21 protein-coding genes are annotated in these 23,842 nt (G+C 69.7%); 6 read left to right on the top strand and 15 right to left on the bottom strand.

Annotated elements, in window-relative coordinates; genetic code table 11:
• Positions 1 to 5: 5 nt before the first annotated feature.
• Positions 6 to 1,196, top strand: coding sequence for a PQQ-binding-like beta-propeller repeat protein (locus tag IU449_RS09150; protein ID WP_195001421.1), 1,191 nt, complete (start codon positions 6 to 8; stop codon positions 1,194 to 1,196).
• Between the two features lie 4 nt (positions 1,197 to 1,200).
• Here IU449_RS09150 and trmD read toward each other — a convergent pair whose 3' ends face one another.
• The 12 genes from trmD to ftsY all read right to left on the bottom strand — a co-directional run bounded on the left by trmD (position 1,201) and on the right by ftsY (position 13,306).
• Positions 1,201 to 1,884: a tRNA (guanosine(37)-N1)-methyltransferase TrmD gene (gene trmD / locus IU449_RS09155; RefSeq protein WP_195001422.1), complete on the bottom strand. Its 684-nt coding sequence runs from the start codon at positions 1,882 to 1,884 to the stop codon at positions 1,201 to 1,203.
• Between the two features lie 33 nt (positions 1,885 to 1,917).
• Entirely contained in the window at positions 1,918 to 2,442 is a 525-nt protein-coding gene (rimM, locus tag IU449_RS09160) for a ribosome maturation factor RimM (RefSeq protein WP_195001423.1), read from the bottom strand.
• Positions 2,443 to 2,459: 17 nt separating this feature from the next.
• Positions 2,460 to 2,702, bottom strand: a complete 243-nt coding sequence (locus IU449_RS09165; protein ID WP_011210690.1) for an RNA-binding protein — start codon at positions 2,700 to 2,702, stop codon at positions 2,460 to 2,462.
• Positions 2,702 to 3,136: a 30S ribosomal protein S16 gene (rpsP, locus tag IU449_RS09170; protein ID WP_195001424.1), complete on the bottom strand. Its 435-nt coding sequence runs from the start codon at positions 3,134 to 3,136 to the stop codon at positions 2,702 to 2,704. The genes IU449_RS09165 and rpsP overlap by 1 nt, the downstream gene beginning before the upstream one ends.
• A gap of 204 nt (positions 3,137 to 3,340) precedes the next feature.
• A complete protein-coding gene (locus IU449_RS09175) occupies positions 3,341 to 3,922 on the bottom strand; it encodes a dihydrofolate reductase family protein (RefSeq protein WP_195001425.1) in 582 nt (193 codons plus the stop codon).
• A gap of 56 nt (positions 3,923 to 3,978) precedes the next feature.
• On the bottom strand, positions 3,979 to 5,073 hold the full coding sequence (locus IU449_RS09180) for an amidohydrolase family protein (protein WP_195001426.1): 1,095 nt from the start codon (positions 5,071 to 5,073) through the stop codon (positions 3,979 to 3,981).
• A gap of 86 nt (positions 5,074 to 5,159) precedes the next feature.
• Positions 5,160 to 6,728, bottom strand: a complete 1,569-nt coding sequence (gene ffh / locus IU449_RS09185; RefSeq protein ID WP_195001427.1) for a signal recognition particle protein — start codon at positions 6,726 to 6,728, stop codon at positions 5,160 to 5,162.
• A gap of 95 nt (positions 6,729 to 6,823) precedes the next feature.
• On the bottom strand, positions 6,824 to 7,138 hold the full coding sequence (locus tag IU449_RS09190; RefSeq protein WP_195001428.1) for a hypothetical protein: 315 nt from the start codon (positions 7,136 to 7,138) through the stop codon (positions 6,824 to 6,826).
• Between the two features lie 122 nt (positions 7,139 to 7,260).
• The gene (locus tag IU449_RS09195) at positions 7,261 to 9,705 is read right to left on the bottom strand and encodes a [protein-PII] uridylyltransferase (RefSeq protein WP_195001429.1); all 2,445 of its coding nucleotides are present in this window, start codon (positions 9,703 to 9,705) and stop codon (positions 7,261 to 7,263) included.
• A gap of 86 nt (positions 9,706 to 9,791) precedes the next feature.
• Complete coding sequence (locus IU449_RS09200) at positions 9,792 to 10,130, bottom strand: P-II family nitrogen regulator (RefSeq protein WP_195001430.1); 339 nt, start codon at positions 10,128 to 10,130, stop codon at positions 9,792 to 9,794.
• A 4-nt stretch (positions 10,131 to 10,134) separates the two neighbouring features.
• Positions 10,135 to 11,457 carry an ammonium transporter gene (locus IU449_RS09205; protein ID WP_324188145.1) on the bottom strand — a complete coding sequence of 441 codons (1,323 nt, stop codon included), beginning with the start codon at positions 11,455 to 11,457 and terminating at the stop codon, positions 10,135 to 10,137.
• 310 nt (positions 11,458 to 11,767) lie between these two features.
• A complete protein-coding gene (gene ftsY / locus IU449_RS09210; protein WP_228803846.1) occupies positions 11,768 to 13,306 on the bottom strand; it encodes a signal recognition particle-docking protein FtsY in 1,539 nt (512 codons plus the stop codon).
• A gap of 124 nt (positions 13,307 to 13,430) precedes the next feature.
• On the opposite strand from ftsY, the gene IU449_RS09215 reads away from it, so the two are divergent.
• Positions 13,431 to 13,820 carry a DUF2237 family protein gene (locus IU449_RS09215; RefSeq protein ID WP_195001432.1) on the top strand — a complete coding sequence of 130 codons (390 nt, stop codon included), beginning with the start codon at positions 13,431 to 13,433 and terminating at the stop codon, positions 13,818 to 13,820.
• A 36-nt stretch (positions 13,821 to 13,856) separates the two neighbouring features.
• Here IU449_RS09215 and IU449_RS09220 read toward each other — a convergent pair whose 3' ends face one another.
• The gene (locus IU449_RS09220; protein WP_195001433.1) at positions 13,857 to 14,669 is read right to left on the bottom strand and encodes a TetR family transcriptional regulator; all 813 of its coding nucleotides are present in this window, start codon (positions 14,667 to 14,669) and stop codon (positions 13,857 to 13,859) included.
• A gap of 108 nt (positions 14,670 to 14,777) precedes the next feature.
• Between IU449_RS09220 and IU449_RS09225 the strand changes: the two genes are divergently transcribed.
• Positions 14,778 to 15,728 carry an NmrA family NAD(P)-binding protein gene (locus tag IU449_RS09225; protein ID WP_195001434.1) on the top strand — a complete coding sequence of 317 codons (951 nt, stop codon included), beginning with the start codon at positions 14,778 to 14,780 and terminating at the stop codon, positions 15,726 to 15,728.
• 133 nt (positions 15,729 to 15,861) lie between these two features.
• Here the strand turns inward: IU449_RS09225 and smc are convergent, their stop codons facing one another.
• Positions 15,862 to 19,479, bottom strand: coding sequence for a chromosome segregation protein SMC (smc, locus tag IU449_RS09230; protein WP_195001435.1), 3,618 nt, complete (start codon positions 19,477 to 19,479; stop codon positions 15,862 to 15,864).
• Between the two features lie 315 nt (positions 19,480 to 19,794).
• On the opposite strand from smc, the gene IU449_RS09235 reads away from it, so the two are divergent.
• Entirely contained in the window at positions 19,795 to 21,387 is a 1,593-nt protein-coding gene (locus IU449_RS09235; RefSeq protein WP_195001436.1) for a hypothetical protein, read from the top strand.
• A 47-nt stretch (positions 21,388 to 21,434) separates the two neighbouring features.
• Here IU449_RS09235 and IU449_RS09240 read toward each other — a convergent pair whose 3' ends face one another.
• Entirely contained in the window at positions 21,435 to 21,887 is a 453-nt protein-coding gene (locus tag IU449_RS09240; RefSeq protein WP_195001437.1) for a DUF1707 SHOCT-like domain-containing protein, read from the bottom strand.
• A gap of 192 nt (positions 21,888 to 22,079) precedes the next feature.
• Here IU449_RS09240 and IU449_RS09245 point away from each other — a divergent pair, with 192 nt between their 5' ends.
• Positions 22,080 to 23,165, top strand: a complete 1,086-nt coding sequence (locus IU449_RS09245; protein WP_195001438.1) for an S-(hydroxymethyl)mycothiol dehydrogenase — start codon at positions 22,080 to 22,082, stop codon at positions 23,163 to 23,165.
• Positions 23,162 to 23,788 carry an MBL fold metallo-hydrolase gene (locus tag IU449_RS09250; RefSeq protein WP_195001439.1) on the top strand — a complete coding sequence of 209 codons (627 nt, stop codon included), beginning with the start codon at positions 23,162 to 23,164 and terminating at the stop codon, positions 23,786 to 23,788. Before IU449_RS09245 ends, IU449_RS09250 begins: the two co-directional genes overlap by 4 nt.
• Positions 23,789 to 23,842 lie beyond the last annotated feature (54 nt).

The following is a 23,842-nucleotide window of genomic DNA, read 5'->3' on the forward strand; positions in this document are numbered from 1 at the left end:
CGATCATGGGCTGGAACACGATTCGCGACGCCGCGCGCGTCGCCGTCGCCGCCGCACTGGCCGCCGCGCTGGCCGCCTGCGGTTCAGGTGCCGCCGAGACGGGTGGTACGAGCGGACCGCCGGACGCACCGATCCTGAACCTGTCCGGCATCGAGAAGATCGACCTCGGAACCTATCGCGACATCGGTGTCACCGAGAACGGGCTGTACACCGTCACCGAGGACGCGGTGACCGGCTTCGACCCGACCGGCGCGCGGCAGTGGACGCTCCGCAAGGACGGCATGGCACCCGATCCGGAGCGCGTGCAGGCGGTGCCCTATGAGGCAGTCCTGATGGTCGGCTGGGACGAGGCGCCGGGCCTGGTCGCATACTCCACCGAGACCGGCGAAGAGCTGTGGAGCACGCAGGCACCGGAGTGGCACCAGGTGGCGGTCACCGACGGGCGGGTGAGTTTCGCCGATGCCTACAGCGGGCGGCAACGCTGGTCGGTGGAACTGGCGTCCTTCGGCTGCCCGGTCACCGACGATCCACTCGCCCCGGTGTGGATTCGCGACGCCGTGCTCGTCCGGTGCTACACGGCCGTCGGCGCGGACGGGCGAGGCACCGATCAGTGGGCAGGTGCGCTGAATCCGGCCGACGGCACGGCACTGTGGCAGCGGCGGCTCACCGGGAGCGAGAACGTCGCCGTGGAGTCCAGGAACACGCTGGCGATCGAGCACGAGGGCGGAGACACCGAGGTCGTCGACCTCACGACCGGCACCGCGATCGCGCGTCGGCCGGCCGCACCGGGCTCCCGGTACCGGCTGCCCCGTCCCGACGGGATCTCGCTGGTCATGGACAGCACCACGCTGAGCGACAACACCGAGATGCGCTTGCAGGAAGCCGACGGCCGGGTGCGCTGGACGGCGCCACTGGACGCCGCGGAAGAGGTTCTGCCGCTCACCACGGTGGTCAGCGGCAATGTCATCCTGGCCACGATGCAGCGGACATCCGGCGACCGGACGGCGTCACTGCTGGCCTACGACATGACCACCGGTGCGCGCACGCTGGTGGCCGGGCCCGGCCCGAGCGTGCGGGACGAACAGCCGCTGCTGAGGATGTCGGTGCGACGACAACAGGTACGGACGCAGTCGGCGCCCTGGGGGGTGCTGGTGCCGGACGAAGACGGCAGTGTGGCGGTCGTGCCCGCCGAGTGAACGATCAGTCCGGCGGCAGCAGATCCGGGCGGCGTTGTCTGGTTCGCTCCACGGCCTGTTCGTGCCGCCAGGCCGCCACCTTGGCGTGATCGCCGGACAGCAGGACCGGAGGCACCTCGAGCCCGCGCCAGCTGACCGGGCGGGTGTAGCTGGGGCCTTCCAGCAGGCCGTCGGAGAACGAGTCCTGTTCGTGGGATTGCTGATTGCCGAGCACGCCGGGTAGCAGCCGGACCACCGCCTCGACCATGACCAGCACGGCGGCTTCGCCCCCGATGAGCACATAGTCGCCGATGCTGACCTCTTCGACGCGGACCCGGCGCGCCGCGTCGTCGAAGACGCGCTGGTCGATGCCCTCGTAGCGGCCACACGCGAACACCAGATGCTGTTCGCCGGCCCAGCGGTGGGCGGTGGCCTGGGTGAACGGGACACCGGCGGGAGTGGGGACGACCAGCAGGGCATCGTCGGGGCAGACCTCGTCGAGCGCATCGCCCCAGATGGTGGGCTTCATGACCATGCCGGGACCGCCACCGTAGGGCGAGTCGTCGACGGATTTGTGCACGTCGTGCGTCCAGCGGCGCAGATCGTGCACATCGACGGAGATCAGCCCCTTGTCGATCGCTTTGCCGAGCAGCGCCGTGCGCAGCGGCTCGAGGTACTCGGGGAAGATGGTGACGACGTCGAGTTTCATACCGGACCGCCCTTCATGACAGGCCGTTCTCGCTCATTCGGGATCGAGCAGGCCTTCGGGCGGATCGATCACGACGAGTCCCTCGGCGATCGAGACCGTCGGCACGATGGCGGTGACGAACGGGACGAGGATCTGCCTGCCGTCCTCGGCGGCGCGCACCGCGAGCAGTTCGCCCGCGGCCGAGTGCAGCACCTCGGTGACCGTGCCGATCTCCGCACCCGCGGTGTCGCGCACGGTCAGGCCCTCGAGTTCGTGATCGTAGAACTCGTCGGGGTCGTCCGACGGCGGCAGATCCGCGCTGTCCACGACGAACAGCATGCCGCGCAGCGCGTCGGCGGCGGAGCGGTCGCCGACCCCGGCCAGCGAGACCAGGAGTCGGCCCGAGTGCTCCCGAGCCGACTCCACGGTGAACTCGCGGGTTCCGGTCGAGCGGGGCATCCGCCCGCGCAGCGACGTGCCCTCGGCAAAACGGGCGTCGGGATCGTCGGTGCGTACATCGACGACGAGTTCGCCGCGCACGCCGTGCGACTTGGCGACCCGTCCCACGACGAGTTCCATCGGTCGGTCTCTCCCGACTACTGGTCGGTGTCGACGACGTCGACGCGGATACCCCGGCCGCCGATACCGGCGACGAGAGTGCGCAGCGCGGTCGCGGTGCGACCACCGCGACCGATCACCTTGCCGAGGTCGTCGGGGTGCACATGCACCTCGACGGTGCGTCCGCGACGGCCGGTGATCAGCTCGACGCGGACGTCATCGGGGTTGGCGACGATGCCTCGGACCAGGTGTTCGACGGCATCGGCGACGACGGCGCTCATTACTCCGCGGCCTCGGCCTCGGTCGCCTCGGCGGCGGCCTCGTCCTTCTTGGCCTTCTTCTTCGGGGTGACGGCGTCGGCGACCGGCTCGTTGTCGGCGGCGGCCAGCGCGGCGTTGAACAGGTCCAGCTTGGACGGCTTGGCCGGCTTGACCTTCAAGGTGCCCTCGGCGCCCGGCAGGCCCTTGAACTTCTGCCAGTCACCGGTGATCTCCAGCAGGCGCTGCACCGGCTCGGTCGGCTGGGCGCCGACGCTCAGCCAGTACTGGACGCGCTCGGAATCGATCTCGATCAGCGAAGGCTCTTCCTTCGGGTGGTACTTGCCGATCGACTCGATGGCCCGGCCGTCACGACGGGTGCGGGCGTCGGCCACGACGACGCGGTACTGGGGGTTGCGGATCTTGCCCAGACGGGTGAGCTTGATGCGAACAGCCATGCTGATCTGCCTCTTTCGAATAAGCGGCCATCGTCCCCGGGGGATGATGGCCAGGATGGTCACCACGCAATTCAGCGACCCGCACGGTCTGCGAGCCCGGTTTCGCGCATGGAGTGTGTGACCGCCGCGCGGTACGTGACCGGAGACGGGCTGACACTGTCCTGAACAGGACGAGGGCCCATTCTGCCAGACGCCTCGCCCGGCTCAGAAATCGGCACTCGCCGTGCGGCCGGCGCGCTCGGGTCGGTAGCGCAACAGGACCACGCCCGAGCGGAACGCCTTCGCCTCGGTCAGCCGCAACGAGGGCGCCCGCGTGCCGTCCGGGAACAGCCGCGCGCCACGACCGAGCACCACCGGGTAGACGAACAGCCGGTACTCGTCCACCAGCTCGGCGGCACCGAGCTGATGGACCACGTCGATGCTGCCGGTGCAGACGATGTCGCGGCCCGGCTGCCGTTTCAGCGCCGCCACCGCGTCGAGGTCGCGCAGGACTGTCGAGTTCCGCCAGGCAGGGTCGTCCATGGATCGGGAGAGCACGTACTTCGCCATGTTGTTCAGGTCGTCGGTGATTCCGGTCGTGTCATCGGCCTGCGCGGGCCAGTAGCCGCGCATGTCCTCGAAGGTCCGACGACCGAAGAGCACCGCGTCGCAGGCCGCTGTGTGCGCCATGATCTCGGCGAGGATGTCGGCATCGTCCGCGGCCTCGTCGTCGACGGTGAACCAGCCCTCGGTGGCATCGATCACCCCGTCCAGGGTGATGTTCTCGGTGACGACGAGATCGCGCACTGCAGGCCTCCTGATGGGGTGGTGTCATCAGTCGTGACGGCACCCACGCCGGGGATTCATCGGTGGCCGGTGACCGGGGACGCCGAGGCGACCACCCGGCCGCGCAACACCACCCACGCCGGTTCGGCGAGAACGGCCGGATGGGTGCGGGGATCCTCGCGGTAGACCACGAAGTCGGCGGGCGCGCCGTGCGCGATGGCGGGCCTACCCAGCCATGCGCGGGCGGACCAGGAGGCGGCGCCGAGCGCGTCGTGGGCGGACAGCCCGGCGGCGCCGAGGGCGGCGATCTCGTCGGCGATACGCCCGTGCCGGATCGAGCCGCCCGCATCGGTGCCCGCGTAGATGGGGACGCCGGCGTCGTGCGCCTTACCGACGGTGTCGCGGACACGGCGATGCAGGTCGCGCATGTGGGCGGCGTAGATCGGGAACTTGCCCGCACTGTCGGCGATATCGGGAAAGGTGTCGATATTGATCAGCGTCGGCACGAGCGCGGTGCCGTGCTCCACCATCATCGCGATGGTGTCGTCGGTCAGGCCGGTGCCGTGCTCGAGGCAGTCGATGCCGGCCGAGATCAGTCCGGGCAGCGCGTCCTCGCCGAACACGTGCGCGGTGACGCGAGCGCCGTTGGCATGCGCGGCCTCGATCGCCTCGGCGAGCACGGCATCGCTCCACAACGGCTGCAGGTCGCCTACGGAGCGGTCGATCCAGTCGCCGACGATTTTGACCCACCCGTCGCCGCGGCGCGCCTGCTCGGCGACGATCTCCGGCAGATCGCGTTCGTCGTCGAGTTCGATGCCGAGTTCGCGGATGTAGCGCTTGGGACGGGCGATGTGGCGGCCCGCCCGGATGATGCGCGGCAGTTCCTCGTGGTCGTCGATGAAGTGCGTATCGATCGGCGAACCGGCGTCGCGCAACAGCAGCGCACCCGCGTCGCGTTCGACCTCCGCCTGCGCGATCGCGCCGTCGTGATCCTCGTGACCGCCGCCGTAGCGGATGCCGACATGGCAGTGCGCGTCGACCAGACCGGGCACGATCCAGCCGCTCTCGCACAGCGTTTCGGCGTCGGGCACCGGCTCGAAGGATACCGTGCCCTCGTGCACCCACAGATCGCGGATGTCCTCGTCGGGCAACACGATTCCACGAAGATGCACGCGAACCTCCTCGGCGCGGTCGGGTGACTTCAACCTACCGCCCGGACGCGTTCCCGCGCCCGGCGAACAGCACCGGCTTCCGGGAACTACTGCTTGGGGAACTTGAGCTTCGACAGATCGAAGCCCTCGAGACCCGGCGGCAGCTGGTCGAGACCGGGAGGCATGTCGGAGAGGTCGGGCATCCCGGCCGCGGGCATGCCCGGCAATCCGGCGGGCATGCCGGGGAAGCCGCCGCGCATCTTCGGCGGGGTCGGACCGCGGCCGCCCTTCTTGCCCTTCTTGCCCTTCCTGGCGTTGCCGCGCCGCGAACCGGGCATGCCCATCTGACGGCCCATCATCGCCATCATCTTCTTGGCCTCGAAGAAGCGGTCGACGAGCTGGTTGACCTCGGAGACCTGGACGCCGGAGCCGTTGGCGATGCGCAGCCTGCGGGAGGCGTTGATGATCTTGGGGTTGGCCCGCTCGGCAGGGGTCATGCCGCGGATGATGGCCTGCACCCGGTCGAGCTGCTTGTCGTCGACCGCGGCGAGCGCGTCCTTCATCTGCCCGGCGCCGGGCAGCATGCCGAGCAGGTTGCCGATCGGGCCCATCTTGCGGATGGCCAGCATCTGCTCGAGGAAGTCCTCCAGCGTGAGTTCGCCGCTGCCGATCTTGCGGGCGGCCTCCTCGGCCTGCTGGGCGTCGTAGACCTGTTCGGCCTGCTCGATGAGGGTGAGCACGTCACCCATGCCGAGGATGCGGCTGGCCATCCGGTCGGGATGGAAGACATCGAAGTCCTCGAGCTTCTCACCGGTGGAGGCGAACATGATCGGCGCGCCGGTGACGTTGCGTACCGACAGCGCCGCACCGCCGCGGGCGTCGCCGTCGAGCTTGGTGAGCACCACACCGGTGAAGCCGACGCCGTCGCGGAAGGCCTCGGCGGTGGCGACCGCGTCCTGACCGATCATGGCGTCGAGCACGAACAGCGTCTCGTCGGGCTCGACGGCGTCGCGGATGCCCGCGGCCTGGCGCATCAGCACCTCGTCGATGCCGAGGCGGCCCGCGGTGTCGACGATGACCACGTCGTACTGCTTGGCCCTGGCCTCGGCGACACCGCCGCGCGCGACCTCCACCGGGTCGGCCGCGGAGATGCCCAGCGGGTTCTCGCCGCCACCGATCGAGGTGCCCGCGTGCGGGGCGTACACGGGCACGCCCGCGCGTTCGCCGACCACCTGGAGCTGGGTGACCGCACCGGGACGCTGGAGGTCACAGGCCACCAGCAGCGGTTGATGCCCCTGACCCCTGAGCCATTTCGCGAGCTTGCCCGCCAAGGTGGTCTTACCCGCGCCCTGCAAGCCGGCCAGCATGATCACGGTGGGCGGGTTCTTCGCCAGATTCAATCGCCGCGTCTCGCCGCCGAGGATCTGGATCAGTTCCTCGTTGACGATCTTGACGACCTGCTGGGCGGGGTTCAGCGCGCCGGAGACCTCGGCGCCCTTGGCCCGCTCTTTGACCTTGGCGATGAAACCGCGCACCACGGGCAGCGCGACGTCCGCCTCGAGCAAGGCCAGCCGGATCTCCCGACAGGTGGCGTCGATGTCGGCCGGTGACAGACGCCCCTTACCGCGAAGATCTTTCAGGGCACCGGTAAGCCGGTCGGACAGGGATTCGAACACCGATCGCGCTCCTGATCTCGAGTGACGTCAATTGACTACCCAGGGTAATGGGCTCACTCGGGCTTTCGCGCACTCGGTCGTCGGTATCGCCTCCGCTACTCGACCTGCGCGGGGCTCGCATCCCCCGCGCAGAGCAGATCGTGGTTCTCCAGCCGCACCAGATGCACCGACTGCCTGCCGGTGAGCCCGACGCGCAGGGCGAGCGGATCCAGCGTGGACCATTGCGCCGGTGTGTCCATCTTCTGGGTGGCGACCGCTGCCGCGATGGTCATCGCCGCGACGGCCTGCGGTCCGGTCAGCGTACGACCGGGCAGCCAGGAGACAACCCAGAGATCACCGCCGACACACCGTGCCATGTGTGAGGTGTCGTCACTGGTGATCATCGACGCCTCGACAACCTGAATTGCCATCGACCAGCTCCCATCGTCAGTGCGCGGGACGGACCGTTCTAGATCGTAGGGGCCACGCCGTTACCGAGGGACGCGACTCAGCAAATTATCTGCAACATTACGATCGCGGTTCCCGGCACCGATCAGACAGAGCTTGCGCCGTTCGCCTCCGGCGGCTTGGGAGCCGGCCGGGGAACCACCTGCAGGACCGCCTTCTCCACGGCCGCCCGCCGCTGCGGAGCGTCGGCCTGCCCCAGATCCAGGCAGAACGCGTCGACCACGGCCGAACCCCTGGTGACCACTTTGGCCCAGCGCACATTGACGCCGCACCCGGCCAGCGCCGCCGCGAGCCTGCTCAGCAGGCCGATGCGGTCCTCGGCGCGCACCTCGAGGATGACCTGCCCCTCGGTGGCGGTCGGCGACCACAGCAGACGCGGCTCAGCCTGCGCGTACGGTCCGCGATCGGCCACGGTGGCCTCGCGCTCGCGTTTGGCCAGCACCCCGGGCAGATCCAGATCGCCCGCGATGGCGCGGATGAGTTCCTGGCGCAGCAGACCCGCGTCCGGCGGATCGCCGAACTTGGGGGTGACCACGAACGTGTCGATCGCCGAATCGCCGTGTATGCCGACCGACGCCGAGAGCACCCGAAGCGAATGCAGCGCCAGCACGCCCGCCGCATCCGAGAGCAGACCGGGGGCGTCGGGCGCGATGACGGTGACCACGTGCGTGAATTTTCCTTCGCCCTGGGTCAATTCGACGTGCACGCCGCCGGCAGCGGCCTTGTCCAGCAACTCGGGCGCGATCTCCTCAGGGGACGGCAGTTCGTCGCCGGCCATCATGGCGCGGCAACGACGGACGAGATCCCCGATCAGGGAGGCCTTCCACTCCCCCCATACACCGGGCCCGGTGGCCAGCGAGTCGGCCTCGGCCAGGGTGTGCAGCAATTCCAGCAGCCTGGCGTCGCCGTCGAGCGCTTCGGCGACCGCGCGCACGGTCTCCGGGTCGTCCAGGTCGCGGCGAGTCGCGGTGTCGGGCAACAACAGATGGTGGCGCACTATGGCGCTGAGGGTGCGTACGTCCGAGGGCCACAGTCCGAGACGGTTGCCGATCTGGGTGGCCAGGTCGGCGCCGACGACACTGTGATCGCCCTGCCTGCCCTTGCCGATGTCGTGCAGCAGCGCACCGAGGGCGAGCAGATCCGGGCGGGCCACGCGCGTGCTGAGCGCACTCGCGTAGGCGACCGTCTCCATCAGGTGCCGATCGACGGTCCAGGTGTGCACGGCGTCGCGCGGCGGAAGATCGCGCACCGCACCCCATTCCGGCAGCAACCTGCCCCACAGCCCGGTGCGATCCAGCGCCTCGATCGCGCTGATCACGCCCCGGCCGGAGCCGAGCAGCACGAGCAGGTCGTTGAGCGCGTCCTTCGGCCATGGCTCGCGCAGTTCCGGCGCCTGCTCGGCCAGCCTGGCCAGCGTGGTGGCCGACATCGGCAGCCCGGTCTGCGCCGAGGCGGCCGCCACCCGCAGTGTCAGCCCGGGATCGCGCTGCGGACGCGCGTCACGGGCCAGCACCACTTCGCCCGCGTGCTCGACCACCCCCTCATCGAGTGGTCGACGCACCGGCATCCGCCGCAACTTGGCCAGGCCGCGGCGGGGCAGGGCGTTGGCGGCGGTCCGCAACCCGACCTCGACGGAGTAACTCACCGTCCTGGCCGAATCACTCAGTGTGCGAGCGAGATCGAAACGATCGCCGATGCGCAGCGCCGCACCGATCTCGTCGGCGTCCTGTGCCCGCAACTGGTCGCGACCGCGTCCGGCAACGCGGTGCAGTTCGGTGCGGACGTCGAGCAGCCTGCGGTGGGCCTGCTTCAACCCGCCGCCGGGCACCTCAGGACCGAGCCCCGGCATGGCGTCGGTCAACTGCGCGATGGCGAGCGCGTCGAGCAACTGGATGTCGCGCAGGCCGCCGCGCCCGTTCTTCAGATCGGGTTCGGCGCGATGGGCGATCGCTCCGCTGCGCTGCCATCGCGCTTCGGCCTGGCCGACGAGTTCGTCGAAGCGTCGGCGGATTCCGTTGCGCCACTGCCTGCGTACCCCGCCGATGAGCAGATTGCTCAGCTCCTCGTCACCGACGATATGGCGGGCCTCGAGCATGCCGAGGGCGGCGATCATGTCGTTGTCAGCGACCTGGAGCGCCTGGGCGACGGTGCGGACGCTGTGATCGAGCTTGATGTGGGCGTCCCACAACGGATACCAGAGCTGATCGGCCACCTCGGCGACCCGCGCGGAGGCGCCGTCGTCGTGCAGCAGCACCAGATCCAGATCCGAGTAGGGCAGCATCTCCCGACGGCCCAGTCCGCCGACCGCGACCACGGACAATCCACTGTCCGGGGTGATGCCCAGTTCGGCGCCCTTGTTGGTGAGCCAGAGTTCGTAGAGATCGACCAGCGCCAGACGCACCGACTCGGCGTCCAGGCGAGGATTGCGCGGCATTCCACCTTCGAGCAACTGCTTGCGCGCCTGCACCAGACCGGCCGCGCCACCGTTGGGCGCCTTCGCCCCGTCGGTTCGGCTACTTCCACTACCCATGACCCACCACCCGTTTCATGAGTGCGGCCCCGCCCCGACCGGGCTATCCGATCGGAGCGGGGCCACCGCTCGACTCGTTGTTCCGGCTACAGCGCGTCGGTGCCGCGCTCGCCGGTGCGCACCCGGATGATCGACTCGACCGGGGTGACCCAGACCTTGCCGTCACCGATCTTGCCGGTGCGCGAGGCCTCGACGATGATGTCGACGACCTTGTCCACCGACGCGTCGTCCACGACGACCTCGACTCGGACCTTCGGCACGAAGTCGACCGAGTACTCCGCGCCGCGATAGACCTCGGTGTGCCCCTTCTGACGGCCGTAGCCCTGTACTTCATTGACCGTCATACCGAACACGCCTGCCTGTTCCAGGCCGGTCTTGACGTCTTCGAGGGTGAACGGTTTGACGATTGCGGTGATCAACTTCATGTCGTCATGCCTCCTTGGACAGCGAGCGGGCGGTGGAACCCACAGCAGCGAAATCGTATGCGCTTTCCGCGTGCTCGGACTCGTCCAGGCCCGCTGCCTCGCCCTCGTCGTCGGCACGCAGTCCGATGGTGAACTTGATGGCCAGCGCGATGATCGCGGTCGCGACCATCGAGTAGACGAGGACGGTGAAGGCGCCCACGGCCTGCTTGATCAGCAGGTCGAGACCACCACCGTAGAACAGGCCCTCCGCCGCCGCAGGCGCTTCCGGCGCGGCGACCAGGCCGACGAGCAGGGTGCCGACGAGACCGCCGACCAGGTGCACGCCGACCACGTCGAGCGAATCGTCGTAGCCGAACTTGAACTTCAGGCCGACCGCCAGGGCGCACAGCGCGCCGGAGACGATGCCGATGGCGAGCGCGCCGAGCACGTTCACCGACGAGCAGGACGGGGTGATGGCGACCAGACCCGCGACGATGCCCGAGGCAGCGCCGAGCGAGGTGGGATGACCGTCACGCACCTTCTCGACCAGGAGCCAGGCCATCATGGCGGCGCCGGTGGCGATGGTGGTGGTCAGGAAGGTCGCGGCCGCGGTGCCGTTGGCGCCGACGGCGGAGCCGGCGTTGAAGCCGTACCAACCGAACCACAGCAGACCGGCGCCGAGCATGACGAACGGCAGGTTGTGGGGACGGAACGGGGTCTGCGGCCAGCCCTTGCGCTTGCCGAGGATCAGCACGAGCACCAGAGCGGCGGCGCCCGCGTTGATGTGGACGGCGGTGCCGCCCGCGAAGTCGATGGCTTCGAGCTTGTTGGCGATCCAGCCGCCCACTTCGGCGGTGGTTCCGTCGAAGGAGAACACCCAGTGCGCCACCGGGAAGTAGACGACGGTGGCCCAGATGCCCGCGAACAGCAGCCAGGATCCGAACTTCAGCCGGTCGGCGACCGCGCCGGAGATGAGCGCGACGGTGATGATCGCGAACATCAACTGGAACGCGGCGAACAGGGTCAGCGGGATGGTGCCGACGAGCGGGAGTTCACCCGTCTCGGTGGTACCGAACATCCCGGCCAGACCGAAGTACTGGGTGGGATCACCGAACAGGTTCCCCTTGTCTTCGCCGAAGGTCAGCGAGAAGCCGTACAGCGCCCAGAGGACGGTGATCAACCCCATCGCGCTGACACTCATCATGATCATGTTCAGGACGTTCTTCGCACGGACCATGCCGCCGTAGAAGAATGCGAGTCCTGGGGTCATCAGCAGAACGAGTGCGGCACTCGCCAGCATCCATGCGGTATCGCCGGTGTCCGGCGTACCGATTACGGGAAAAGCCACCTTAATGTCCTCCTCATCTGGAGCCCAGCCGCCCTTGGCAAATGGACCTGCAGAGAAGAGTGTTCTTCCGGTGTTTCAACTGGACCGCCGCGGTGTTTCACCTGAGTGAACGGATGCTCAGGTTGTGTTTCCGCCAGGTTTCACAAGGTGCACCGCATGTTTCGTCGCAGGTGTGAGCGCTATTCCGGCCAATGGGATGAATCGCCCCGTGATCGTCGGCAGCAAGTCCCCTCGACGACAACGGCGGCCGGGTTGCTCCCCCGGCCGCCGATATCGATGTCTGCGCAGTCGTCCCCGCGAGAGCGGCGGTTCAGCCCAGCAATGCGTCCACGAAGGCACCGGGTTCGAAAGGCGCGAGATCGTCGGCGCCCTCGCCGAGGCCGACCAGCTTCACCGGCACGCCGAGTTCGTGCTGCACCTGGAACACGATGCCGCCCTTGGCCGTGCCGTCGAGCTTGGTCAGCACCACGCCGGTGATGTCGACCACCTCGGCGAACACCCTGGCCTGCAGCAGGCCGTTCTGACCGACGGTGGCGTCGAGTACCAACAGCACCTCGTCGACGGCGGCCTTCTTCTCCACCACGCGCTTGACCTTGCCGAGCTCGTCCATCAGGCCGGTCTTGGTGTGCAGGCGCCCAGCCGTGTCGACGAGCACCGCGTCCACCCCGCGCTCGATGCCCGCGGCGACCGCGTCGAACGCGACCGCGGCCGGGTCGGCGCCCTCCTTGCCACGCACCGTGTCCGCGCCGACCCGCTCACCCCAGGTCTGCAATTGATCGGCCGCGGCGGCACGGAAGGTGTCGGCCGCGCCGAGCAGCACGCGCCTGCCGTCGGCGACCAGAACACGCGCCAGCTTGCCGGTGGTGGTCGTCTTCCCGGTGCCGTTCACCCCGACGACCAGCAGGATCGCCGGATGATCGGGGTGCGGCAGAGCGCGGATGGAACGGTCCAACTCCGGGCGCAGGGCCTCGACGAGCACATCGCGGAGCACCTGACGAGCTTGCTCGGGGGTGCGCACGGTGCGGGCGCTGATCTCCTCGCGCAGCCGCTCCACGACCGCCGCCGTGCTCGCGGTGCCGAGGTCGGCCAGGACCAGGGTGTCTTCGACCTCTTCCCAGGATTCCTCGTCCAGATCGCCGCCACCGAGCAAGCCGAGCAGGCTCTTGCCGACCGCGTTCTGCGAACGCGACAGCCTGCCGCGCAGGCGGGTCAGGCGCCCCGCGGTCGGCTCGATCTCCTCGAGCGCGGGCCGGGCTTCGGCGCCTTCGGCGGTGGCCGGGATCTCGGGGGCGGTGGTCTCGGAGGCTGCGCCGGGGGTCAGGACCTCCGGCTCGATGACCGGCGCGGTGCTGTCGCCGACGGGAGCGGGTTCCTCCACGGCGGGCGCGGGACCGGTGACCGGGACGTCGGTTCCGGTCGCGGGAGCCTCGGCGGTCGGGGGCCTGTCCTGTGTGGTGGTCGCGTCGGCGGCCTCCGGTTCCGCCACCGCGGCGCCGGAACCCGTAGGCGCTTCGGCGACGTCGGCGTCCGGCAAGGCCACATCGGTGATACCGCGCTTCGGCGCGTCCCGGGGGATCGCGGCGTCGTCACCGATGTGTGGCTGGCCTTCGATGTCCGTGCGTTCCGGGGGTCCCGGGCGGGTGGCCGTCGCCGCCGAGCCCTGACTGAAGGTGAATCCGCCCGCGGCGGTATAGCCGCCGGAGCGGTCGGTCAGCTCCTTGTCGGGGGTGGGCGCCGTGATCGAGACGCGGCGGCGCTTGTACAGGACGAATCCGGCGACGAACGCCACCAGCAGCAGGGCGGCGACCGCGGCTATCACAATCCAGGCTTGGGCACTCACGACGTCCATACTTGCAGAACGACTCGTCGCCGCTGTTCATCGCGCCTGTTCGACGCCATGACGGCAGTCGACACAGGTGCCGAGATTTCTTGTCCTGCGGAAGTTATCGCGAAGGAAACATAGGATCGGCGACGTGACCGATCGAAACGTGCTTGGGGGGCCGCTGGAAGAGTGCGGCGCCGATCCTCTCACCGGGTTCTACCGGGACGGCTGCTGTAGCACCGGGCCGGAGGATCTGGGCAGTCATACCGTGTGCACCGTCGTGACCGCCGAATTCCTCGAGCATCAAGCTTCCATCGGCAACGACCTGAGCACCCCGAGACCGGAGAACAACTTTCCCGGCCTGCGGCCCGGCGACCGCTGGTGCGTGGTCGCGGTGCGTTGGCTACACGCCCATGAGGACGGAGTGGCCGCCCCGGTGGTCCTGGCCGCCACCCACGAGAACGCACTCGAGGTCATCTCGATGGAGATCCTGCGGAAATACGCCGTCGACGTCCCCGACGACGTCAGTGATCTGCTCTGAGGATCTGCTCTGAGCCGCCGGCGGCGATCTCCGCTGCTACAGCCCGATCGGGTCCCCCGTCCGCTGCGCGGCCCGAGCCGCCACTCGTCGGCGATGCGCCTTCTGACGGCAGGCCGGTGAGCAGAAGCGGGCACGCCGACCCGCGGGCTTCCGCGTCACAGGCTCCCGGCACACCGGGCACCGCGCCGCGCCATCTGCTGTTGTTTCATCACGCCCGGTCATTTCGTCACGCGAGGTCGCGCCGGACCGGTATTTCGTCACGCCCGGTTCCTCCGGCCGCTCACGCAGCGAATCCAGAACGAGGGCGGCCGTTCGATCAACGGTTCCGTCGACCCTGCGCATCCGCTGGATCGCGACACACGCGGTGAAGATCCCCAGCACATCCTCCAGATCGACGTCGGCGCGCACCGCACGCTGTCGTTGCGCGGCCGAGAGCAGTTCGCCGAGCGCCCGGTGGAAGCGCGCGGCGGCCCCCTGCATCGAGGCCCGCGGCCAGTCGTCGTCGGACCCGAGGAACTCGCACAGCGCTTCGTTACGTGGCGTGACAGCGACGACGCGCGCACAGAATTCGAAGAACGCGGTACCCACGTCCCGTTGCGCCAGACACCTCTCGGCGAGGACGGCGAGTCGCTCGATGCGTTCGCGCATGACCGCTTCGAGCAGGTCCGCCTTGGAAGGAAAGTGCCGGTAGACGGTGCCCGCGCCGACACCGGCGCGGCGAGCGACCTCGGCCAGCGAGACCGAGGTCCCGTGCTCGGCGAAGGCGCGCTGGGCGGCGGCGAGGACGAGCGCGCGATTTCGTCTGGCATCGGCGCGGGTGGCCGGGTGCGCGGCGAGGGGTGCGCCCATTTCGTTACGCCCTTCGTCTCACTCGACCTGGATATCCGGGTCGGTGCGTCCATATGGTCGGTATCCGGGTCGAGCGACCCGATTCTACCGAGAACAGTAAGGCGGACAGTGTCCACTCACCACTTCCCGGAATCCGCCGGGAACCCTCAGAACGCGCACGGATCGATCCTCGTCACCGGTGCGACCGGCAAGCAGGGCGGTGCGACCGCACGCACCCTGCTCGCGCGGGGAACGCCGGTACGTGTACTGGTCCGCGACCCGCACACACCCGCTGCGACCGACCTCGCCGCCGCGGGCGCGCAACTGGTCACCGGGGATTTCGACGCCCCGGACACTCTCGAGCACGCGCTGGCCGGTGTCACCGGAACGTTCCTCATCCCACCGGCGACCTATGGCCCCGACGGCTGGGATGTCGACCGGGAGGCGACCCGCGGCGAGAACTTCGTCGCCGCCGCACAACGCGCGGGCGTCGCCCAGATCGTGTTCTCGGGTGTCGCCGCCCTCGGCGCGGACGATGCGTGGGGCTCCTCGGGCAAACAGCGGATCGAGGAGGCGATCGCGGCGTCCGGGCTCACCTACACACTGCTGCGTCCGGTCCGATTCATGGAGAACTACCTGCTGCGCGACGCCCCGGTGGACGGCATTCACCACGGCGTGCACCGCCATCTCTTTCCCGCCGATCAGCCGATGAAGATGATCGCCCTCGCCGACATCGCCGATATCGCCGCCCTCGCCTTCGCCGCACCCGAGCGTTTCCACGCCAGGGTGCTGCCTTTGGCCGGAGACGCCGTCGCGCCGAGCGAGGCCGCGGCAGCGATCAGCCGCGCGACCGGCCATCCGGTCGACTATCAGGAGATGAGCCGTGACGAGGCCGCCGCTCTCGGCCCGATGCTCGCCGACACCTGGCAGCGCATCCGGGATCACGGCGGCTGGGTGGCCGAGGTCGAGGAAACCCGGGCCGTCCATCCTGGTCTGCGTTCCTTCGACGCCTGGCTGGCCGAGTCCGGAGCACAGCGGATCAAAGCCGTTGTGGAGGCGGAGCCGGCGGAACGCCGCTGAGTCGGGTCGGTCGCAGGTCGGGGGATTCCAGCTCGTGCAGTGCGGCGGCGCAGGGACGGACTCGGTGTGAATCGACTTCACTTCGCGGCCGGTCTCCGGCGACGGTCGCCGAGCCCCGAGAGAGACGCCGCGATCAGGTCGCGACGGCCGGAGCGGGAGCTTCCGCGCGCAGGCGCTGGGAGATCACCTGGGTGATGCCGTCGCCGCGCATGCTCACGCCGTACAGCGCGTCGGCGATCTCCATGGTCGGCTTCTGGTGGGTGATGACGATCAGCTGACTCTTCTCCCGAAGCTGTTCGAACAGGCCGATCAGCCTCCGCAGGTTGGTGTCGTCGAGCGCGGCCTCGACCTCGTCCATCACATAGAACGGGGACGGCCGGGCACGGAAGATGGCGACCAACAGTGCCACCGCGGTCAGCGACTTCTCGCCGCCGGAAAGCAGCGAGAGCCGCTTGACCTTCTTGCCCGGCGGGCGAGCCTCCACCTCGATTCCGGTGGTGAGCATGTCGGAGGGGTCGGTGAGCAGCAGCCTGCCCTCCCCGCCGGGGAACAACGCCGAGAACACCTGGACGAACTCGCGTTCCACGTCGGCGTAGGCCTCGGTGAAGACCTGCAGGATGCGCGCGTCGACCTCGGCGACCACCTCGAGCAGATCCCTGCGCGCGTTCTTGACGTCCTCGAGCTGGGTGGCCAGGAAGTTGTAGCGCTCTTCGAGTGCGGCGAACTCCTCGAGCGCGAGCGGGTTGACCTTGCCGAGGGTGGCCAGATCCTTCTCGGCACGCTTGGCTCTGCGCTCCTGGGAGCTGCGGTCATAGGGCATCGGCTGGGGCGCGGTGACCTGTTCGCCGCGTTCCCTGGCCTGTTCGTATTCGGCCATCTCCAGCTCCGAGGGCGGCAGCGGCACATCGGGACCGTATTCGGCGATCAGGTCGTCCAGCGCGATGCCGAACTGCTCGGCGATGGTGGTCTCGAGCTGTTCGATGCGCAACGCGGCCTGCGCCTTGGCGACCTCGTCGCGATGCACGGCGTCGGTGAGCTGAGCCAGCTGCGTGTTGAGGGCGCGCGCCCGTTCTTTGATCTGCTCCACCTGCGTCGCGCACTCGGTGCGGCGGCGCACCAGGTCGTCACGGCGGGCGCCGGCCTCCACGACGACCTTCTCCAGCTCGCCGGCGATCCGGGCGCCGGACTCGGCGACGGCGGCGGCCACCGCGGCGGCGCGTTTGCGCGCGGCCTGAGCGCGTTCGGCGCGGGCGCGCGCCTCCCGCTCGGCGCGGGCGGCGCGACGCAGGCCGTCGGCCTTGCCGCGTACCGATTCCGCGCGCTCCTCAGCGGTGCGCACGGCCAGCCTGGCCTCGACTTCCATCGCCCGGGCTTCGGCGAGCGCGGCCGCGGCCTCCTCTCGTTCCCGCCCGGCGGCCTCGGTGCCCGCCGAGCCGAATCCCTCGTCGGCGGCGGCCTGTTCCAGTTCGGCGTTGCGCAGGCGTTCCTCGAATTCGGCCAGACCGGCCAGGGTCTCTTCTCTGCTCGCCTCGGCGGCGGCGCGCTGCGTGGTCAGCCGTTCGGCCTCGGTCTGCGCGGAACGCGCCGCCTGGCCGAGCCTGCCCAGCCGCTCGTAGATGGCGATCATCGCCTGATCGGATTCGTGCAGGGCGAGCAGCGCGTGATCGACGGCCTCCTTGCGATCGGCCTGCTCCTCGAGCGCCCCCGCCAGCGCGGCTTCCAACTGCTCGGCATGACGCTGGGCGGCGACGAGGTCCGCCTCGGCGGCGTCGATATCGGCCTGGATCTCGAGCTGACTCGGCGCGCGATCGGAGCCGCCGAGCACCCACCCGGTGCCGGTCAGATCGCCGTCGCGGGTGACCAGCCGGATCTCGGGGCGCTCGGCCAGCACCGCCGCCGCGGCAGCCAGATCGTCCACCACCAGCACACCGGTGGTCAGCGCGAGCACGCCCGCGCGCAGCTCCGGAGGGCATTCCACGACATCGGCCAACCGGTGCGCACCCGAGGGCACCGGGTCATCGGAGCGCTCGCCGGTCTCGGACGCGACGCCGAACACCAGTGCGGCCCGGCCACCGTCGGCGTCCTTCAACGCGCGGATCGCCGCGTGCGCGGACTCGCCGGACTCGGCGGCGACGGCATCGGCGACCGGACCGAGCACGGCCGCGACGGCGGCCTCGAACCCGGCACGAACCCGAAGCACTCCCGACAACGGGCCGAGCAGACCTTCCGGGCGATGCTCCACCAGCCACGCCGACCCGTCGCGGCGGGCCAGCCCCATCCCGAGCGCCTCGATGCGCGCGCTCAGCGAGGCGACCCGTTTGCTCGCGTCCCGATCCTGCGCCCGTAGTTCGTTCACCCGCTGGTCGGCGAGCTCGAGTGCCTGCACCGCGTGTTCGTGTTGAGCGTCGAGACCTTCCTCGCCCGCGTCCAGCTCGCCCAGTTCCTCCTGCACGGTGTCGAACTCCGCCTGCGCGGTCTCGCCGCGCCTGCGCGCCTCGGCGATGGCCACCGACAACCGCGCGATGTCCGCGTCGACCGACTGGGCCCTGGTGCGCATGTTCTCGACCTGGCCGGACAGCCGCGCGAGACCTTCCCGCCGATCGGCGATGGCGCGCACCGCGGCCAGGTGGGCCTGTTCGGCGGCCTTAGCCGCGTATTCGCGCTCGGCCAGTTGATCGCGCGCGGCCTCCAGCGTCTCGGCCGCCATCTCGACCGCCTCCCGCAATTCGGCTTCCTCGGCCTCGATGCGATCTGCTTCGGCTTCGAGCTGATCGGGGTCGCGGCCGGTGCCGACCGGGGTGTGGGTTCCGAGGTGGCGGGCGCGATCACCCGCGATGCGCATGGTGGCGTTGACCCGCTCGGCGAGCGCGGACAGCTGGAACCAGGTCTGGGCGGCCGCCTCGGCGCCCGGCGTCAGCCGCGACAGCTGGAACTCCTGCTGGGCCAGTGCCGCGTTGGCGGCGTCCAGCTCGCTCTGCACGGTGATCTGCTGTTCGCGGGCGTAGGCCTCTTTGCTCTGTTGACCGGCCAGTTCGGCACGCCGGGTGACCAGATCGTCGGCGGCCAGGCGCAATCTGGCATCGCGCAGGTCGGCCTGCACGGTCTGCGCGCGCCGGGCCACCTCGGCTTGGCGGCCCAGCGGCTTGAGCTGGCGGCGCAGCTCGGTGGTGAGGTCGGTCAGGCGGGCCAGATTGGCCTGCATCGCCTCGAGTTTGCGCACCGCCTTCTCTTTGCGCTTGCGGTGTTTGAGCACACCCGCGGCTTCCTCGACGAAAGCCCGGCGGTCCTCCGGTCGCGATTCCAGAATCGCCGAGAGCTGGCCCTGCCCGACGATGACGTGCATCTCGCGCCCGATACCGGAGTCGCTGAGCAGTTCCTGCACATCCATCAGCCGGCAGGAGTTGCCGTTGATCTCGTATTCGCCCGCGCCGTCGCGGAACATTCGCCGGGTGATGGACACCTCGGCGTAGTCGATGGGCAGCGCGCCGTCGGAATTGTCGATGGTCAGGGTCACCTCGGCGCGACCGAGCGGCGCGCGACCGGCGGTGCCTGCGAAGATGACGTCCTGCATCTTGCCACCGCGCAGGGCCTTGGCGCCCTGCTCGCCCATCACCCAGGTGAGCGCGTCGACGACATTGGACTTGCCCGAGCCGTTGGGCCCGACCACACAGGTGATGCCCGGTTCGAAGCGCAGCGTCGTCGCGGACGCGAAGGATTTGAACCCCTTCAACGTCAGGCTCTTCAGGTGCAAATTCGACGACCTTTCCTGGGCCGGAGACGGGCGGGGGTGCCATGTTATCGGCTGATCACGACATGTCGTGGCACGCCCGATCCCCCGCGCCGCGAGTGCTGTTCGATCAGACTAGCGAGCCCCGCGAATGCACCCCACCCGACCCAACGCTGGACAGTTGCCCAGAAGAGTGCCCTCGATCCGCGGTACTCCCAACCCGCCTCCGCGGCTCGTCGACCTCAGGAATGCCGGTCGCGAACACTGCCGTTTCGTCCGCCGTACGCATACGATCCACTCGGATTCAGGCGGAACTCATCGGTTCGGAGCGTTGGGCGAATGCGGGCACCATCGATCGGCACGGCCCTGCGGCTGGGCCGGATCACCGCTCTCGTCTTCGCCTGCCTGCTGTTCCTGCACGCCTGCGACCGGACCAGGCGCTTGTTGCCCATCGACGTATGGCTGGAACTCACCGCGGCCGCGCTGCTGGCCGCAGGCGCGATGATCGCCGCGTGGTTCGAGATCGTGCGGGCCGAGCGGATCGAGGAACTCGAGGAACTCGAGGCCGACGATCCGCCCGCCCCGCGCGCGGACGACCTGCTCTACGACACCAGCACCCACGCCATCCGCGCCAGGATCGCCAGGTCCGGCAATCTCGTCATCCACGGCCGTGAACACGGCGGCCCCCGCCCCGGTCACGAATGGTCCTGGACCTTCCGCACCGATACCTTCCCCGCCGTCCGCAACGCTCTCGGTGACGACGGCGACAGCGGCGATGTCCTCGAACTGCTGGCAGAGGTGGTCCCCCGACTCGACGCGGACGGCCGCGCGGACCCGGGCGCCTGGCTGCGCGCCCACGGCATCGCGGGCACCTATCGCGAGAAGGGCGACCATCCCAGTCGCACCACCCACAAACTCCCGATCCTGCGCCCCGCCCCGCGCCGCGCCACCGACACACGCGCACGTCGGTCGCATGATGGATCCGCCGCAGCTCCATCGACTTCCGAATCCCGGCCGCGCAGCTCCCGCCGAGCCGCATCGCCGCCCCCCTCCGCGTCCGCGCACACCACGCGCCGCCCGGCGACCTCCGATCCCCCTGACACCCGTTCCGGACCGAACCGCCGGGTCGCCGCCGAGGACGGCTCGTCGTCGCGCCGACGCCCGGGCGTGAGCGCACCCGGCTCCGGGCCGATCCGCACGGGCAAGGGCGCCACCCCGCCGAGCAAGGGCGCCACCCCGCCGGGCAAGGGCACCGCGAAGCGTCCGAGCTCCCACTCGGGCCCCCTGCCCGCGTCGAGACCCGCCGATTCCGGCCCACTTCCCTTCGCCGCGCAGCGCCCGAACGCCCTGGGGAACAGCGCCGAGCCGCATTCCGGACCGATCGCGCGAGCCGCGAAGCGCAGAGCTGCCGGATTCCGCGACAGCGATCCGCCGGCGGATCGCAGCCCTGGCATCGCCGACGCCCCGCACCCCGACCTGCCCCGCCGCAGCCGTCGACGACCGACAGCCGACGACCTTCCCGAGACGTCGATCCACGGCAGCAGGCGGGAGTCGGCGATTGAGCCGCCCGCGCCCGGGCTGTTCAGCGCCCGCACCGGAATCGACCCCGCCGACGGGCAGCGAGCCCAGGTGCCTCGGAGCCGGACACCCCCCTCCCGGCCGGGACCCTCGCCGTCGTCGCGACTCCCGGCCTCACCGGGCGAGGCCTCGTCCATGGGGCACTCCGCCTATCGGGGCTACGACAGCCCGGGTGATGCCGAGCCGCGACACGACCGCATGGCGTCCAACGATCCCGGGCGCGGCGGCCGGTACTACGACGGTCCGGATCGCAACGGGTCGGCCTACGCCGGGCCGGACTACAACAGCCGGGACTACCGACAGCCGGATCCGGAGCCGGAACAACCACGTCGACGCGGCCACCGCTACCGCTGACCGACGAACACCCGCGCATCGGGCGCACCTCGCTCGCGTCGGCCGGTCTATCCGGCCGAGGTACCCGGCGTCGCGCGCGCCCTCCGCCCGCACCCACGGCCGGACTCGAACCCGGTGACGATGCGGAAGGCCAGCACCGCACCCCATGGACCGATGACCCACACCGGCCACGGGTAGGTGAATTCGCCCGCGCCGAGCGAGACCGCCGCCCAGATGCCGAGCACGAGCAGGCTCACTCCGGCCCAGGTACGCAGCTCGATGCGCTGCCAGAGCGGCAGACGGGAGCCGGAGCGGACGGGCCGACCGGCGGCCTCGGCCGAGCGCGGTAGGTCGGAGAGCACGATGTCCAGATCGTCGCGGGTGGTGGTGGCGTAGACGCGCGCGACCCTGGCGTCGTACTCGGCGATATCGAGGCGGCCGTCGGCAAGGTGCCGGGCCAGTTGCTGCACGACCTGGTCGCGTTCGGCGTCGGAGGCGCGGGTGGCGGGCGAGATGTCCATGTCGGCTTCCCTCTATCGACCGGTTGAATACTCCATTGTGGAATGTCCACACCCAGAGTGGACGTTCCACAATGGAATGTCAAGAGATATCGAAGTTCAGACAGGTGTCCAGTTCTGCTGGCAATGCCCGCCCTCCCCGGGCAATATGGGCACCGTGCCGACGACGGCACGCCGAACCACGAGGAGGCATGCGTGTCCGAAACCGTGCGCGGGGTGATCGCCCGAGCCAAGGGAGAACCGGTCGAACTGGTCGACGTGGTGATTCCCGACCCGGGTCCGCACGACGTGGTGGTCCGCATCCAGGCCTGCGGCGTGTGCCATACCGACCTGCACTACCGCGAGGGCGGTATCAACGACGAGTTCCCCTTTCTGCTCGGGCACGAGGCCGCGGGCGTGGTGGAGACCATCGGCGCGGCGGTGACCCATGTCGAGCCGGGCGACGTGGTGGTATTGAACTGGCGCGCGGTCTGCGGCGAATGCCGCGCATGCAAGCGCGGACGCCCCTGGTATTGCTTCGCCAGCCACAACGCGAGCAAGAAGATGACCCTGACCGACGGCACCGAACTGAGCCCGGCGCTGGGCATCGGCGCGTTCGCCGACAAGACCCTCGTCCACGAGGGCCAGTGCACGAAGGTCGATCCCGAGTCCGACCCGGCCGTCGCCGGGCTACTGGGCTGCGGCGTGATGGCCGGACTCGGCGCCGCGCTCAACACCGGTGGCGTGACCCGGGGGGACACCGTCGCGGTGATCGGCTGCGGCGGCGTAGGCGACGCGGCCATCGCGGGCGCGAACCTGGTCGGCGCGCGTACCATCATCGCCGTCGACCGCGACCCGCGGAAACTGGCATGGGCCGAGGGCTTCGGCGCCACCCATACCGTCGACGCGAGCAGCGAGGACACCGTCGAGCGCATCAAGGAACTCACCGGCGGCTTCGGCGCCGATGTGGTGATCGACGCGGTCGGGCGGCCCGAGACCTGGAAACAAGCCTTCTACGCGCGCGACCTGGCGGGCACCGTGGTGCTGGTGGGTGTGCCGACCCCGGACATGACCCTCGACATGCCGCTGATCGACCTGTTCTCGCACGGCGGGGCGTTGAAGTCGTCCTGGTACGGCGACTGCCTGCCCGAACGGGATTTCCCGCTCTACATCGACCTGTACCGCCAGGGCAGGCTGCCACTGGACAAGTTCGTCTCCGAACGCATCGGCGTCGACGACGTGGAACAGGCCTTCGCCAAGATGCACGCAGGCGACGTGCTGCGCTCGGTGGTGGTCTGGTGAGCGCGCGTATCGATCGCGTCGTCACCTCCGGCACCTTCTCCCTGGACGGAGGCACCTGGGAGGTCGACAACAATGTCTGGCTGATCGGCGACGACAACGAGGTGCTCGTCGTCGATGCCGCACACGACGCCGAGGCCATCACCGACGCGGTGGGCAACCGCCGGGTGGTCGCGGTGCTGTGCACACACGGGCACAACGACCACGTCACCGTCGCGCCGGAACTGGCGAACCGCTTCGACGCGCCGATCCTGTTGCATCCGGGCGACGAGCCGCTGTGGCGGATGACCCACCCGGACGTCGGTTACCGCTCGCTCGAAGGCACCGACCGGCTGACAGTGGCCGGGCTCGACATCGAGATCCTGCACACGCCGGGACATTCGCCCGGCTCGGTGTCGCTGTCGGTGCCGCAACTGCACGCCCTGTTCACCGGCGACACCCTGTTCGCGGGCGGCCCGGGCGCGACAGGCCGGTCCTTCTCCGACTTCGACACCATCATCGATTCGATCAGGGATCGGCTGCTCACACTGCCCGAGGACACGGTCGTGTACACCGGCCACGGCGAGGGCACCACGATCGGCGCGGAGAAGCCGGCCCTCGCGGAGTGGGTCGCCCGCGGGCACTGACCCGGCAACCGGACAGTTCCACAGCCCGGCCGGTCCATCCGGCCGGGCTCGCGC

The organism is Nocardia higoensis, assembly GCF_015477835.1.
GTDB lineage: Bacteria > Actinomycetota > Actinomycetes > Mycobacteriales > Mycobacteriaceae > Nocardia > Nocardia higoensis_A.